15 protein-coding genes are annotated in these 14,187 nt (G+C 52.5%); 9 read left to right on the top strand and 6 right to left on the bottom strand.

The window, feature by feature from the left end; genetic code table 11:
• Positions 1 to 67 precede the first annotated feature (67 nt).
• Positions 68 to 784, bottom strand: a complete 717-nt coding sequence (locus ABJV08_RS06715; RefSeq protein WP_348040282.1) for an arylesterase — start codon at positions 782 to 784, stop codon at positions 68 to 70.
• A 17-nt stretch (positions 785 to 801) separates the two neighbouring features.
• Here ABJV08_RS06715 and ABJV08_RS06720 point away from each other — a divergent pair, with 17 nt between their 5' ends.
• Entirely contained in the window at positions 802 to 1,527 is a 726-nt protein-coding gene (locus ABJV08_RS06720; protein WP_348040284.1) for an ATP-binding cassette domain-containing protein, read from the top strand.
• A complete protein-coding gene (locus tag ABJV08_RS06725) occupies positions 1,524 to 4,034 on the top strand; it encodes an FtsX-like permease family protein (protein ID WP_348040286.1) in 2,511 nt (836 codons plus the stop codon). The genes ABJV08_RS06720 and ABJV08_RS06725 overlap by 4 nt, the downstream gene beginning before the upstream one ends.
• Here the strand turns inward: ABJV08_RS06725 and ABJV08_RS06730 are convergent.
• A complete protein-coding gene (locus tag ABJV08_RS06730; RefSeq protein WP_348040288.1) occupies positions 4,031 to 4,990 on the bottom strand; it encodes a bile acid:sodium symporter family protein in 960 nt (319 codons plus the stop codon). The two genes, ABJV08_RS06725 and ABJV08_RS06730, sit on opposite strands and share 4 nt — an antisense overlap.
• A gap of 64 nt (positions 4,991 to 5,054) precedes the next feature.
• Here ABJV08_RS06730 and ABJV08_RS06735 point away from each other — a divergent pair, with 64 nt between their 5' ends.
• Positions 5,055 to 5,681, top strand: a complete 627-nt coding sequence (locus ABJV08_RS06735) for a D-Ala-D-Ala carboxypeptidase family metallohydrolase (protein WP_348040290.1) — start codon at positions 5,055 to 5,057, stop codon at positions 5,679 to 5,681.
• Between the two features lie 63 nt (positions 5,682 to 5,744).
• Positions 5,745 to 7,562, top strand: coding sequence for a translational GTPase TypA (typA, locus tag ABJV08_RS06740; RefSeq protein ID WP_348040292.1), 1,818 nt, complete (start codon positions 5,745 to 5,747; stop codon positions 7,560 to 7,562).
• 58 nt (positions 7,563 to 7,620) lie between these two features.
• Here the strand turns inward: typA and ABJV08_RS06745 are convergent, their stop codons facing one another.
• Positions 7,621 to 9,123: a PQQ-dependent sugar dehydrogenase gene (locus tag ABJV08_RS06745; RefSeq protein WP_348040294.1), complete on the bottom strand. Its 1,503-nt coding sequence runs from the start codon at positions 9,121 to 9,123 to the stop codon at positions 7,621 to 7,623.
• 258 nt (positions 9,124 to 9,381) lie between these two features.
• On the opposite strand from ABJV08_RS06745, the gene ABJV08_RS06750 reads away from it, so the two are divergent.
• The 5 genes from ABJV08_RS06750 to ABJV08_RS06770 all read left to right on the top strand — a co-directional run bounded on the left by ABJV08_RS06750 (position 9,382) and on the right by ABJV08_RS06770 (position 12,245).
• Positions 9,382 to 9,837, top strand: coding sequence for a DUF805 domain-containing protein (locus ABJV08_RS06750; RefSeq protein ID WP_348040296.1), 456 nt, complete (start codon positions 9,382 to 9,384; stop codon positions 9,835 to 9,837).
• Positions 9,838 to 9,927: 90 nt separating this feature from the next.
• On the top strand, positions 9,928 to 10,245 hold the full coding sequence (locus ABJV08_RS06755; protein WP_348040298.1) for a DUF3297 family protein: 318 nt from the start codon (positions 9,928 to 9,930) through the stop codon (positions 10,243 to 10,245).
• Between the two features lie 10 nt (positions 10,246 to 10,255).
• Complete coding sequence (locus ABJV08_RS06760) at positions 10,256 to 10,645, top strand: hypothetical protein (protein ID WP_348040300.1); 390 nt, start codon at positions 10,256 to 10,258, stop codon at positions 10,643 to 10,645.
• The gene (locus ABJV08_RS06765; RefSeq protein ID WP_348040302.1) at positions 10,645 to 11,469 is read left to right on the top strand and encodes an SDR family NAD(P)-dependent oxidoreductase; all 825 of its coding nucleotides are present in this window, start codon (positions 10,645 to 10,647) and stop codon (positions 11,467 to 11,469) included. The genes ABJV08_RS06760 and ABJV08_RS06765 overlap by 1 nt, the downstream gene beginning before the upstream one ends.
• On the top strand, positions 11,469 to 12,245 hold the full coding sequence (locus ABJV08_RS06770; protein ID WP_348040304.1) for an enoyl-CoA hydratase: 777 nt from the start codon (positions 11,469 to 11,471) through the stop codon (positions 12,243 to 12,245). Before ABJV08_RS06765 ends, ABJV08_RS06770 begins: the two co-directional genes overlap by 1 nt.
• Positions 12,246 to 12,277: 32 nt before the next feature.
• Here ABJV08_RS06770 and ABJV08_RS06775 read toward each other — a convergent pair whose 3' ends face one another.
• Genes ABJV08_RS06775 through ABJV08_RS06785 form a run of 3 tightly spaced genes read right to left on the bottom strand, consistent with a single transcriptional unit; the run spans position 12,278 to position 14,181 of the window.
• Complete coding sequence (locus tag ABJV08_RS06775) at positions 12,278 to 13,180, bottom strand: alpha/beta hydrolase (protein ID WP_348040306.1); 903 nt, start codon at positions 13,178 to 13,180, stop codon at positions 12,278 to 12,280.
• 33 nt (positions 13,181 to 13,213) lie between these two features.
• Positions 13,214 to 13,780: a hypothetical protein gene (locus tag ABJV08_RS06780; protein ID WP_348040308.1), complete on the bottom strand. Its 567-nt coding sequence runs from the start codon at positions 13,778 to 13,780 to the stop codon at positions 13,214 to 13,216.
• Positions 13,777 to 14,181 (bottom strand): GFA family protein, encoded by a 405-nt coding sequence (locus ABJV08_RS06785; protein ID WP_348040310.1) that lies wholly within the window; start codon positions 14,179 to 14,181, stop codon positions 13,777 to 13,779. The genes ABJV08_RS06780 and ABJV08_RS06785 overlap by 4 nt, the downstream gene beginning before the upstream one ends.
• Positions 14,182 to 14,187: the final 6 nt, after the last annotated feature.

Genomic DNA, 14,187 nt, shown 5'->3' on the forward strand with positions numbered 1-14,187 from the left:
TAGCAAAATAGTACAGTTTTGGCAGATATCCGCAACATGCTTCCAATTCTTCCAGCTTTCCTGATGATCAGCCTTCCAACAGTTCTGCTACTTGCGGCGCAACCTTTCCAACGATGATATCAATGCCTTCCGCCGTAGGGTGAAGGCCGTCCGGCAAGAAGAGATCCGGGTTACCGACCACGCCGGCCATGAAAAAGGGATAGAGTGCCACATCATATTTCTTGGCAAGGGCGGGATAGATAATATTGAACTCGTCACTAAAATCAGCCCCCAGATTGGGTGGAGCCAGCATACCGGTTAGCATGACCGCAATGCCCCGTTTTTCGAGCTTTTGCACCATTTTTTCCATATTGGCTCTTGTGTCCGCCGGTTTCAGACCGCGCAACAGATCATTGCCACCCAAACCCAAAATCACCAGATCAGGCTGCCGAGGCAGACTATCGAGAACGAAATCCATTCGCCGCAAACCGGCGGCAGTGGTGTCTCCAGACACGCCAGCATTGTGCACTCGAACATCTTTGCCAGCGGCCTTCAAGGCGGCTTGCAGCTCTGGTGCGAAGCCCTCTTTCTGGTCCAGACCATAGCCCGCATAGAGGCTGTCGCCAAAAGCCACGATCAGAATTTCCGCTTCTGCCGCTGCTGCCGCTTGGTCACCCGCATCTGCTGCCCTGTCCGTTTCTACGTCCTTGAGAACAGATTGCTCCGCTTCCGGTGCAGCGCCACAAGCGATCAGAAGTTGCAGAACCGCCAGCGTGAACCCATATAGAAAAAAATTCTTCAACATCGGATAGTCTAACCCCCATGATCCAAAAAACCGCCGCATCGAGCGACGCCGCCGAAACCGGACCTCATATCGCTATTGCGGCCCGAAATGTCACCCTGTCTTTGGGGGAAGGAAAGGCAAGAGTCGATATCTTGCGTGGCATCGACTTGTCGATTGAAGAAGGAAAGACCGTGGCATTGCTGGGCCCTTCCGGCTCAGGCAAGTCTTCATTGATGGCAATTCTATCAGGCTTGGAGCGGGCAACCGGCGGCTCGGTGGATATCGCAGGTGCCGACTTCGGCACGATGAACGAAGATCAGCTAGCGGTCGCACGACGGGGCCGCGTTGGTATTGTTCTCCAAGCCTTCCACCTTCTTCCTACCATGACCGCTCTGGAAAACGTCGCCGTTCCGCTAGAACTGGACGGACAAGCCGAACCCTTCAAAATTGCGGCGGAAGAGTTGACCGCAGTGGGTCTTGGTGATCGGCTTGACCATTATCCCACTCAACTGTCCGGCGGAGAACAGCAGCGCGTCGCGATTGCCCGGGCCATGGCATCACGGCCAACGATCATTTTCGCGGATGAACCGACAGGCAATCTTGACGGCACAACCGGTGAGAAAATCATCAGCTTGCTGTTCGACCGTCAGAAGGCAACCGCTGCAACATTGTTGATCATTACTCATGATCCTGAGTTGGCGAAACGCTGCGACCGGATCATTGAATTGCGCGACGGCCTGATCGAACGGGACAGCGCCGCGTGATATCCTCTGACCTTGGCAAAGCATGGACTATAGCGCGGCGCGATTTGCGCGGCCGGTTTGTCGGGTTGCGCCTGCTGATCATCTGCCTGTTTCTTGGCGTTGCCACGCTGGCGGCCATCGGCAGCCTGACCAACGCGATCACCGAAGAATTGGCCAACCGCGGCCAAGCAATATTGGGAGGCGATCTTGAGATAGCGGTGGCCCAGCGCGAAGCAACCGAAGCGGAATTGACAACCCTTGGTCAGGCCGGCACTTTGTCTGAAACCATCCGCATGCAGGCAATGGCCCGCCTGCCCGATGGCAGCGACACGCAATTGGTAGAGTTGAAGGGGGTCGATGCAACCTACCCACTTTACGGTAAATTCACGTTGGAAGACGGCAAAATAGTCTCTGCTCCAAAGCCCAAAAACATCTATGTCACCCCTGCCCTGGTGCAGCGCCTCTCTCTCCAAATCGGCGATCCAATCGCCTTTGGTGAAGCCAGCTTCACCATTTCCGGCGTCATCGCCGAAGAACCCGACCGGCTCAGCGAAGGCCTGTCGCTCGGTCCCGTTGCCATCACATCCCTCGAAAGCCTGCGAGCGACCGAATTGATTCAACCGGGCAGCCTGTTCGAGAGCAAATACCGGCTTAAGCTTCCTGCGACGGCTAATCCTCGCGAGGTCGCCGACGGGTTGATCGAACAGTTCCCCAATGCTTCCTGGGAAACCAAAACACGCGATGACGGCGCGCCTAGCACCAGGCGTTTCATTGAGCGCATGGGACAGTTTTTGACGCTGGTCGGCCTGGCCTCACTGGTGATAGCGGGCATAGGTGTTGGCAATGGCGTCGCCTCTTATTTGCGCGGCAAGCAAGGTGCGATTGCCACACTTAAGATTCTCGGTGCCGATAGCGCCATGATCTTTCGGATATATTTATTCCAGATCATGACCGTGGCCGTCGGTGCCATTGCCCTGGGTTTAGCGATTGGCGCGATTGCGCCGCTTGCGATCATTCAGATCGCAGGCGACGTGCTGCCGATCAAACCGGAATTTGCTGTCTATCCGCTACCGTTGCTGGTCAGCGCGCTTTATGGATTGCTGATCGCGGTCATCTTCGCCCTGCCTCCCTTGTCACGGGCTAAAACAATCCCGGCAGCCGGCATCATCCGCGGCGAAGGCCGTTCTTGGCGACAAATTGACCGGCAAAGCTGGATCGGCGTAGGCCTTGCGATTGCCGCGATCATCGCGCTCGCGCTTGGCACCGCCAATGAGCCGCTATTCTCCGCCTCATTCATTGGAGCAGCGGCAGCGATATTGCTTTTGCTGACGGCACTGGGAGCGCTCATTCGCTGGCTGGCAAGCAAGGCCCCTCGACCGAAAAACCCTTTGTTGCGTCTCGCCCTGACAAGCCTCCATCGTCCCGGTGCACAGACCGGTCAGTTGGTGGTAGCTCTCGGTCTGGGTCTGACCCTGTTCGCAACTTTGGCAGCAATCCAGACAAGCCTTACCAATGAGATACGCTCGACGGTACCCCGCGATGCGCCGAGCTTTTTCGTGCTCGATATCCCTGTCGAACGCGCGGATGAGTTCCGCACGAGAGTCACCGACACCGCCAGCGATGCAGAGGTCAATATCGTACCCACACTCCGCGGGACGATCACTGAATTTCGCGGTCAACGGGTGTCCGAACTGGAAACATTGCCCGAAGGCGCATGGGTTTTACGCGGTGACCGCGGCCTGACCTATAGCGCGACAATCCCCGAAGGCAGCGAGATTGCGGAGGGCGAATGGTGGGATGAAAATTATGACGGACCGCCATTGGTCTCGGTCGATGCAGAACAAGGTGCGGCTATGGGTTTGAAGATCGGAGACAGCCTTACCGTCAGTCTTCTTGGTGTCGAAATACAAACCAAAGTCGCGTCATTCCGGACCGTAAACTGGCGGAATTTCGGATTTAACTATGTGCTGGTATTCCCGCCCAACGTGCTAGACAACGTACCCCATAATGTCGCCGCGACGGTTCAGATGGATGTGAGCAAAGAAGACCTGTTGCTAGGCGTATTGCCCCAAGAGTTCCCGTCTATTTCGATGGTCAAGGTCAAGGAAATCGCGTCACAGATCGGCGAAATATTGGACCAAATGGCAACCGCGATCGCAGCGGCTGCGTCAATCGCGATCTTCTCCGGCATTGCCGTGTTGATCGGGGCCATCGCTGCATCTCGTCAGGCCCGCGTGTATGACAGCGTGATCTTAAAACTGCTCGGTGCAACCCGGTCACAGATTTTAACGGTTCAGGCGATTGAATATGCGCTGCTGGCATTTTTACTGTCAGTCGTTGCCTTAGGCCTCGGGTTGTTTGCAGGCTGGTTCGTAATCACTCAGATTTTCGAATTCACCTGGCAACCGGATTGGCCTATCGTAATGTTGACGCTGGGCATTGGTGCCGTTGCAACATTGGGTATTGGCTTGTTGGGTTCTATACCGGTACTCTCCGCCAAACCGGCTCGAGCGCTACGCGAACTTTAGTCTTTTGCCAGTCGCACAGCAACCGGCGCGGACAGGAACAGCTGCGCGAGATGATAAAATATCAGCGGCAAGATCACGAGACCGGCGCGCTCGGGAGCAAAGATAATAGCCGCCAGCGGAGCGCCAATAGCCACGCTCTTCTGCGCCCCCGAAAACAAAAGAGTCTTCCGGTCACCGCGCACAAAACCCATCATGCCGCCCAACAACCAGGTTCCGCCAAAGGCGAGACCCAACCAAAGCAAAAGCGCCGCCGCTAGCCAGACAAACTCAGCTCCGCTCACCCTGCTCCACATGCCCGCAATAATCGCGGCGGAAAAGGACACATAGACCGCCAATGCGATAGCCCCCTTGTCGAGCCAGCCGGTCAGGTCCTTATGCTCTATCACCCAAGGCCGCAGCCATTTCTGGAAGATCTGCCCAAGAACGAAGGGCAGCACCAATATGACGGCAAGCTTGGTCACCGTTTCGGTCGTTATCACAACGCCCGCGGCATGTGCGAGCAACGCGAATAGTAGCGGCGATAAAAACACGCCGACCAGATTTATAAAGGCGCTCGCAACAACCGAGCCCGCAACATTCCCTTTGGCAATGGCGCAATAGCTTGTCGCTGATTGCACCGTGGACGGCAACACTCCCAGAAACAGGAACCCTAATGCAACATCAGCCGGCAGAACCGTATCAAGCAAATTGGACAATAGCAGGCCAATCATCAACATCACGCCGAATACCCAAAGGAATATGCTTCCCTGCAATCGGATGTTGCCAAGGCCGGCGCGCACTTCATGCCGTTCCAGACGGATACCATGCAGCAAAAAGACGGCAAAGATGCCAGCATTGAAGAGGATCGAGGCGATGTCTTTTGCTTGTCCCTCAACAGGGATCAACGTCGCCAGAAGGACCGCTCCGCTGAGCAGCCATATGAATTTGTCGGCAAGGATGAGGCGAAGGGTTTGCATTTCAAGTCGGCTAGTGCTTCACAGCACTTATTCTTGCAAGCATTTAGAGGCCGCAGATTTCATCATGAGCCGACTGTTTCTTGGTTTTATACTATTTTGGTTCGTCACAGGCTGTGAACAAACACCACAAAAGATCGTTACGTCCGATTTTGAAAACTGGGTCGAGCGGCATGAACAGTCCAGCACCATCAACGAGTTTCAAGCATTTTTGTTGGATAACAATGTTTCAGATGTCTTCCCCCTCGAACAATTGCTCCGCAGCGATGTCCGCTGGTACCGATGTGGTTCAGAACCTTTCATGGTCCCACCCCCAGACGAATGGCCCAATATAGTTGAGACCCTCAAAGTCACCCGCGACGTCGTTGTTCCTTTGGTAGGCGCAGTAGAAGGTCTATCCGTTTACCGTGACCCGAAAATCAATAACTGCATTGGCGGAGCCTCGCGAAGTTATCACATGCAATTTTTCGCTATCGATATGCGACCGATTGGCAAGATGGATCGCGAAACATTGATTCTCAAGCTATGCAAATTCCACAAAAAGTCGGGAAAACGGCTGAATGTCGGTCTCGGAATTTACCGAGCCACGCGATTCCACATTGATACCGCCGGATACCGAACGTGGGGGCAGGACAAGAAAGCAAGTTCCTCGCCATGTTTATCTGATGTTGCGGTGCAGCACCAAACAGGCTAAGGGCGCGGCAATATCGGGGCTTTGCTTATGGCCGCCCCTTCCTCTTCTAACGGTAGAATTAATATGTCCCTTCGCAATATCGCAATCATTGCGCACGTTGATCACGGCAAAACCACGCTGGTTGACCAGCTTTTCCGCCAATCTGGCACATTCCGCGACAATGAACGTGTCGAAGAGCGGGCTATGGATTCCAACGATCTGGAAAAAGAACGCGGCATTACGATTCTCGCAAAATGCACCAGCGTCGAGTGGAAAGGCACGCGGATCAATATTGTTGATACACCGGGCCATGCCGACTTTGGTGGCGAAGTGGAACGCATTCTGTCGATGGTCGATGGCGTGATTCTGCTTGTCGACAGCGCTGAAGGCGCCATGCCGCAGACGAAATTCGTGACCGGCAAAGCGTTGGCACTCGGTTTGAAACCAATCGTCGTCGTCAACAAGATTGACCGTCCTGATGGCCGCGCAGAAGAAGTGCTCGACGAAGTGTTCGACCTGTTCGTCAACCTAGACGCCAATGACGAACAATTGGATTTCCCGACGCTTTTTGCCAGCGGCCGAAACGGCTATGCTGGCGAAACACCGGAAGTGCGTGAAGGTGATTTGACACCGCTGCTCGATAAAATTGTCGAGCATGTTCCTGAACCAGACGTCGATCCCGATGCCCAATTCAAATTTCTCGTGACCTTGCTTGATCGGGACAATTTCGTAGGCCGCATTCTAACTGGAAAAGTAGAAAGCGGAAAAATCGACATCAACATGCCAATTCACGCAATCGATATGGATGGCAAGGTAGTCGAAACCGGTCGGGCGACAAAGATTATGGCTTTCCGGGGCCTGGAGCGGGTTCCCGTAGACAGCGCAAAAGCGGGCGATATTATCTCGCTGGCTGGTTTGACCGAGGCCACTGTCTCAAATACCATCTGCGATCCATCGGTCACCGACCCGATTGCGGCACAGCCAATTGATCCTCCAACACTTTCGATGAATTTTTCGGTCAATGACAGCCCGATGGCAGGCAGAGAAGGCGATAAGGTCACCAGCCGGGTGATCCGTGATCGCTTGCTACGCGAGGCGGAGTCCAATGTGGCCATCAAGATCACCGAGAGCTCAGACAAAGATAGCTTTGAAGTTGCGGGCCGTGGCGAATTACAACTCGGCGTTCTCATCGAAACCATGCGACGCGAAGGCTTTGAACTGGGTATCTCTCGTCCCCGCGTCCTCTATCGCGAAGAAGATGGCGGTCGTCAGGAACCCTATGAAACCGTCGTAATTGATGTTGATGATGAATATTCAAGCACGGTTGTTTCAAAAATGCAGCGTCGCAAAGCTGAGTTGACAGAGCAACGGCCATCCGGCGGCGGCAAGACCCGCCTGACCTTCTCAGCCCCATCCCGTGGGTTGATCGGCTATCACGGCGAGTTCCTATCCGACACACGCGGTACTGGCATCATGAACCGACTGTTTGAAAAATATGGCCCGTATAAAGGCATAATCGACGGTCGTCCGGTTGGCGTACTCGTCTCCAACGGCACAGGCAACGCGGTTCCATACGCGCTCAACGCGCTAGAGGAACGCGGCATATTGTTCATCGGCGGCCAGACTGCGGTCTACGAAGGTATGGTAATCGGTGAAAATGCGAAACCCGGCGACCTCGATGTCAACCCAATGAAGTCCAAGCAGCTGACCAATTTCCGGTCTACCGGCAAGGATGATGCTGTTCGTCTTACGCCGCCAACCGTGATGACACTGGAACAGGCCATTGCCTATATCGACAATGACGAACTCGTGGAAGTCACACCAAAAAATGTGCGCTTACGCAAACGTCATCTGGATCCGAACGATCGTAAGAAAGCGATGCGCAAGGCAGAGGCTGCTTGAATCAACTCTGTTTCCTCTGACATAAGGACAGACATCTCTTGATCTAAACCGGCAAGGCTTAAAACCCCGATGGCTCAACGACAAATATTTCTCCGTCTGAGTCGGCGATAATCAAATTATTTTCTCGGTCTGTCCCGATCGCTACAATTGTGTCGACACTGCCTGCATCGGGTTCAAAATCAGTATTCAGCAATTCATATTTTGATGAAGGGACTGTTTCGCCTCCCGTTAGGTCATTTAAACCGATGGCCCAAATTTTTCCGCTACCCTTGTCCGCAAAAATGTACTTCGATTGTAAACTAACAATCGGTCCGGAATAGATAGCGCCAGCTACCACGGAGTTCCCTTCTCGGTCACCTCCTCCTCTTGGGTATTCGGTCACCGATGCTGTTAGAGTCTCTGTTGTGCTCCCCGTTGATGGTGTGCTCCCTTCAAAAAAGGGCCATCCGAAATTTACACCGCCCAGGTTGTGAGCCATGAAATTTATTTCCTCTGCCACTGAACTACCGCGGTCAGAAAAATATACTCCATCGCCGAACAAGGCTCCATATTTCGGGTCCTGTAAGCCAAGAGTATAAACGAAGCGATCTCCTCCGCCGCCAGCATAAGGGTTTCCTTGGGGAACCAGAAACAATGCAGGGGCTGCGCCAGCAAACGGATCCGGGTTTGGTCGCAATCGCAAAACTTTACCCAATTTTGAATTCGGATCTTGCGCATTACCAATCTCACCAGCATCGCCGACCATCACATAAAGATTGTTTTCTGGGTCAAAACCCAGCCAGCCGCCATAATTTATGTCAGAATCGTGAGGGATTTCAAGTTGAACACCGCTCCCTAACAATGATTCAGGCCTCTGGCGGTTTATCTTTCGGATCGAAATATCGCTTCCTGACCTAGCGAATGGCCCACTCCTTGCAGAAGTCACAAATGTCCAATATGTGTTATTGGCCGTGAAAGAGGGGTCAACCACAAGCCCTAGAAGGCCGCCTTCGCCAGCTGTATTTACATTGAGAATTGTACGGTCGAGACTGCGCGTCCCATCGACTGTATCCATCTCATAAACATTGCCACCGCGTTCTGCGACAAACACTTTAGCTTGGCTCGGTATAGTCGATATAACAGTAACATCATTCAACCCAGTCGCTAAGCGACGAACCAGAATTCCTTCTCGATCATTCTCAACCGTAATTGTAGCGTTCGAACTGGCCGTCAGACTCCCATCACTAGCTGTGACAACGACATTATACACATTGTTCATGTCGGCATCGGTAGGCAATTCAAAATTTGGAACTACCCTGAATGACAAGGCACCAGACGAATTGATCACGAAGTCATCTGCATCTTCACCCGAAACGGAAAAACTCAACTGGTCACCATCGGCATCACTCGCTTGGACCGTCAGCACAGCTGATTGGTTTTCCGCAATTTGTTGAGCTGCGATCGTCGATATTTGAGGTCTTACATTCGCTGATGGCGGAAGCTGCACCGATGATGACGTCTTACTTCCACCGCCACACCCTGAAAGTAAAAGAATAGCAATTGCAAATAAAGAACTACGCATCACAAAAAAACTCCACCCGGATTTTTAATATGGTAACCTTCTTAATTGCATCTTTCAAGCGCAGAACCCATGGCTTTTCTGTTTTGTATAAATACTCTTACACAAGATGGATTTATCGGTTGGAAAATAAAATACGAGATTCACGAATGAACTGAAGAAGCGCCTTCTTGTCATAAGCAGAAGCGGCTTGATCATCGAATTTTTCTCGCTAGTCTTGGGGCGACTTGGGCTTGAGAAGAGGGTGAAATCGTGGAATGGATGTTGCTATCACTGCGGCGCTATGTTGATTTTAGCGGGCGGTCACGGCGCAAAGAATTTTGGTTGTTTTTCCTATTCCAGATCCTTGTCCATATTGCATTTATTGCGCTCATGATTGCCGTCGGTGTGACAACGGGTCCAGAAGCCAACTCGATTGGTGATGCTAGTGTTATTACAGATACACCCCTTGGTTATACTCCCTTTTTTATCCTGATTGCGCTTTGGGGCATATTCTGGTTTGCGATGTTAATCCCCAATGCAGCGGTGGTCGCCAGACGCTTCCATGACCAAGGCATCCCTGGCATCGTCGGAATTTTGCTATATGTTGGGACTATAATTTTTTCCCTACCCGGCATTGTGATTTTGATCTTCATGTTCATTGAAGGGAAAAAGGGTGACAATCAATATGGCCGAGATCCAAAAATGAATGAGAATATCGGGGATGTTTTTCGCTAGCCGCCTTTGCAAGATCATCAACCAACATCTATTTGATTTTGGTGGTGGTTATGGCAAAGCGCTCTCAACTTCAGAGAACGAGTATATTTTATGACAGAAGATCAGCAACCAGACCAAGCCAATAGTGCAGCCTCCGGCCCCGACATTCCGCCTGACCATCTGGCGATCAACCCTCGCAGCCCGCATTATGGCGGCGAGTTGTTGACCCGCGGCATCGGCATCAACTTTCGCGGCGATCGCAAACATAATATTGAGGAATATTGCGTTTCTGAAGGCTGGGTAAAAGTTCAGGCGGGCAAGACCATGGACCGCAAAGGCAATCCTTTGCTAATCAAGCTTAACGGCGATGTTGAAGCCTGGTTCGAAGACCTGGGTGATGATGCACCCAAGATAAGCAAAAGCGCCTAAGCCACGCAGCATGACACCGAAGCGCATTCAGTTTTTTATTGCGTTGGTGTTCTTCATACTTGGTGGATGGGCAACCTTTTTTCCGCAGCATGTCATTGATACGGTATTCCTACCCGAATATCGAGAAGGTGGTCGCCTGTTGCCATTTGCAATAGCCTGCTTCGGGGCACAAGCGTTGCTGTCGGGTTTGTTCGCGACCTTTTCTCGCTTCTCGGCAATTACATTCCTTGTCTACGGAGTCGCCCTGCTACCCTTTTTTGGGTTCAACTATTATTACACATTTCATGATCCGGTGTTCACCAACATGGGATTGCTTGACGCGGTCGGCAATTTGATCATGCTGGCACTTTGCTACGTCGGTTGGAAGAAATCCAAACGAATGGAACGGGGAACAGAGTGATGGAATTTAAAGACAAGATTATTTGGATCACCGGTGCGTCATCGGGAATTGGCGAAGCACTCGCAATCGCCTTCGCCGCTCAGGGCGCGCATATTATCTTGTCTGGCCGCCGGACAGAAGCGCTGGAGCAAGTCGCTGCAGGCATAGAAACCGATAGTTTGATCCTGCCGTTCGAGACAACCGACTATGACGCCCTCCCCGCCAAGATTGAAGAAGCGCTTGGCTGGAAAGGCAAAGTCGACATTCTCGTCAACAATGCAGGCATCAGCCAGCGCAGTCTGGCGCTAGACACGCATCCTGACGTGCATCACAAGATCATCAATATTGATCTCTTGGCACCTATCTGGCTGACCCAGCTGTTGCTGCCCCATATGATCAAAGCCGGCGGCGGGCATATCGTTGGGATAAGCTCTGTGGCTGGCCGGGTCGGCGTACCCCTGCGCACGGCCTATTGCGCCGCCAAGCACGGACTGATCGGCTATATGGATGCCCTACGTGCCGAATCCGAGGCTATGCACAATATCCATGTCACCAATATTCTTCCCGGAGCCATTCGGACAGACGTCTCCCGCAATGCGCTGGACAAATATGGCGACCGCCGAGGGAAGTCTGATGCCGTCATCGATAATGGCATAGAACCAGCAGAATGCGCGCGGCAGATTCTCGAAGCCGTTGCAAACAAGGTTCCCGAATTGCTCATCGCCGAAGGTGTTGAAGAACAGATAGCCTTGTTACGGCAGAGTGATCCGGATCAATGCTTTGCCATGACATCGGCATTCGGCGTACAAATCGGGAAAAAATATGAAGCGGGAGAAATCGACTGATGGCTTTGGTATTACTGGAGAAATCCGATGGAATTGCCACAATCACACTCAATCGTCCGGATGCGATGAACGCGCTCTCCCATGACCTGAGAACAGAGTTTTTTGACGCCTGCCAGGACATATCGAACGATCCCACAATGCGCGCGGTCATCGTGACCGGCGCGGGCGAACGGGCGTTTACCGCAGGACTGGATCTGAAAGAATTGGGCAAACAGGGACTGGGTGCAGCAACCGATCAAAATCCAGCGCGCAACCCCTGCCGAGCGCTCGAATCCCTTAGCATTCCGGTCATCGGTGCCATTAATGGTGTCGCCATTACGGGCGGTTTTGAACTGGCGCTGGCCTGCGACATCCGCATCGCTTCGACAAATGCCCGCTTTGCCGACACCCATGCTCGGGTCGGGGTCATTCCGGGCTGGGGCCTTTCACAGAAACTATCACGCTTCATAGGCTTGTCCCGCGCCTGCGAGCTTAGCTTTACCGGTCAGTTTCTGGGTGCCGAGACCGCCTGTGATTGGGGACTGGTCAATCATCTCTACGAGCCCCGAGAGCTAATGCCCAAGGCCCGCGCTTTGGCGATGGATATGATCAGTGTCGATCCAGACTTTCTGAAAGCATATAAGCAACTGATTTTCGACGGCTATGACCGCAGCTTCAAGGAAGCCATGGCGCTGGAGAAACAAACCACCGATGCTTGGAATGAAAATGTGACAGCGGAAAGTGTCGAGCAACAGAGACTGAAAGTTGTCGAACGCGGACGCACTTTGAAAAATTGATTGAAACCCTACAGGTGGCAGGAAACTGCAGCCTAGGCTTCGGAGACCTCTAGAAACTCAACAATTTCATCCAAAGCCCGTTTCGCCTCCGGAATCGGAAGCAACATCCACACATGTTGCATCCTGTCATAGGCCCTCAACTCAATTGGTGCATCGATTTCGTCACCTTTTTGTTTCAGACGCAAGGAGTCGGAGAGCAGCATTTCATCGGTTCCGGCGAACACCAACATCGGTGGCAATCGATCGACCGGCGCAAATAGAGGACTAACCGGAAAAACAGCTGGCTCTTCTCCATCCTTCACCCACCAGCTACCGATACGTTTTATGCCCTCGACCGAGACCAGAATATCGGTTCTTTCCAACTCCAGCTGCGCTGGATCAGAAGCGGTTTGATCAAGATAGGGGCTGAGCAGGACCAGCTTGCTCGGCAAAGCCTTGTTCTGGTTCCGCAGCATCTGAGACAAGCCTAGCGAGAAGCCACCACCGGCGCTGTCTCCCATCACGACGATATTCTCTGCACCATGCCGGGAGACCGCCTGTTCGAACGCCTCCATCACCATCGCATAGCTTGTGTCCCATTTGTTGTCTGGCGATAGCGGGTAGATCGGGACAGTAACACTTGCACCGGTTCTCCGGATCAGTTTTTTGATAAAATGCCAATGCAATGAAACGATGTTAAACGCATAGCCACCGCCGTGAAGATAGAAGATATGCAGCGAACTGCCGTTCTCCTTTGGCCTTAGCCTAAACAGAGGTCGGCCATTTATATCGACCGTTTCTACGTCACAATGTTTCTGCAACCAGCTACCAGGCTTTGCATGGCCGCGCGCATGGTCTCTCGCGATGAACTTCTCGGCTATTCCTGGCTTAAGAAGATAGTTTTTCAATCCGGAAATCCGGACAATGAAAAACAGCAGACGCGCTCTAAAACTCATGACATCGCTTTCCAAATTGGTGTGCGGAGACCGTCAACGAAAGAAACAGGTCGTCCCCGAATAGAGGCTTTCCACGACCGCATCCTCGCCTTCATCTGAGAGGAAACCGCCGATAAAATGGAAATCTTCAAACTGGGCGTAAAATTCGATCCCCAAAGTACTATCCAATTGCAACTCGATTGGCATCGCCTTTTCAAGGGCCGCACGGGTCGAGCCGATGGTGATATCCTGAGCGGTTTGCGCCGATTTCCCATCGCCATCGAAAAACCATCCAACGAGCTTTCCATCCTGAAAGTTCAACGTCAGTCCGGTCTCCGAAGACGCAGCAAATTCCATCGGTCCGGCGCCGCATTCTTCGTTCTCATTTTGAACAACCGGGCCAAAACGTTCAAGCATGACTATGGCGGCGGCCTTTTCGGAGCCATAAGAAAATCTTTGCCCCTTCGCTTGCGAAACACCATCTGCCCGCAGAATGATTGGCGTCAATTGCGGACTGATTTCGACTTTGTCTGTTACTGGCCCTTGTTCCTCTGCCGCGACGCAAGCTGCGAGCAGGGTGAAAGCAATAATCGGAGATGCAATCTTGCGGATGATATTCATCCAGGATTGGCTTCGATCTGTGTGGCATCCGAATCTATTTCAACCCATGGCTGCTTGCTGCCTGTCCAAAAATGAATTTGTGGCTCCAGCACGCTGGTATCATCCAATGTTCCCGCCTTGATATAGGTCATGCCCGGTTGGGTCGGCAGCGATGTTTTTATAGGAGAGCCACAGGTCCCGCAGAAATGACGGTGCACGACATTGCCGCTTTCAGCCTTGTCATCATAGGTGGTCAGATCACCGCTGATCTCGATCTGGTCATCGGCTATCGCGATTAGTACGGAATAGGAGCTGCCCGCCTGGCGCTGGCAATTCTTGCAATGACAAACACCGCACATTTGCAGATCTCCTTCGATCTTATAGCTTACGGCACCGCATAAGCACTCGCCTGTCTTCGTCATCTCAAT

The organism is Parasphingorhabdus sp., assembly GCF_039982395.1.
Taxonomy (GTDB): domain Bacteria; phylum Pseudomonadota; class Alphaproteobacteria; order Sphingomonadales; family Sphingomonadaceae; genus Parasphingorhabdus.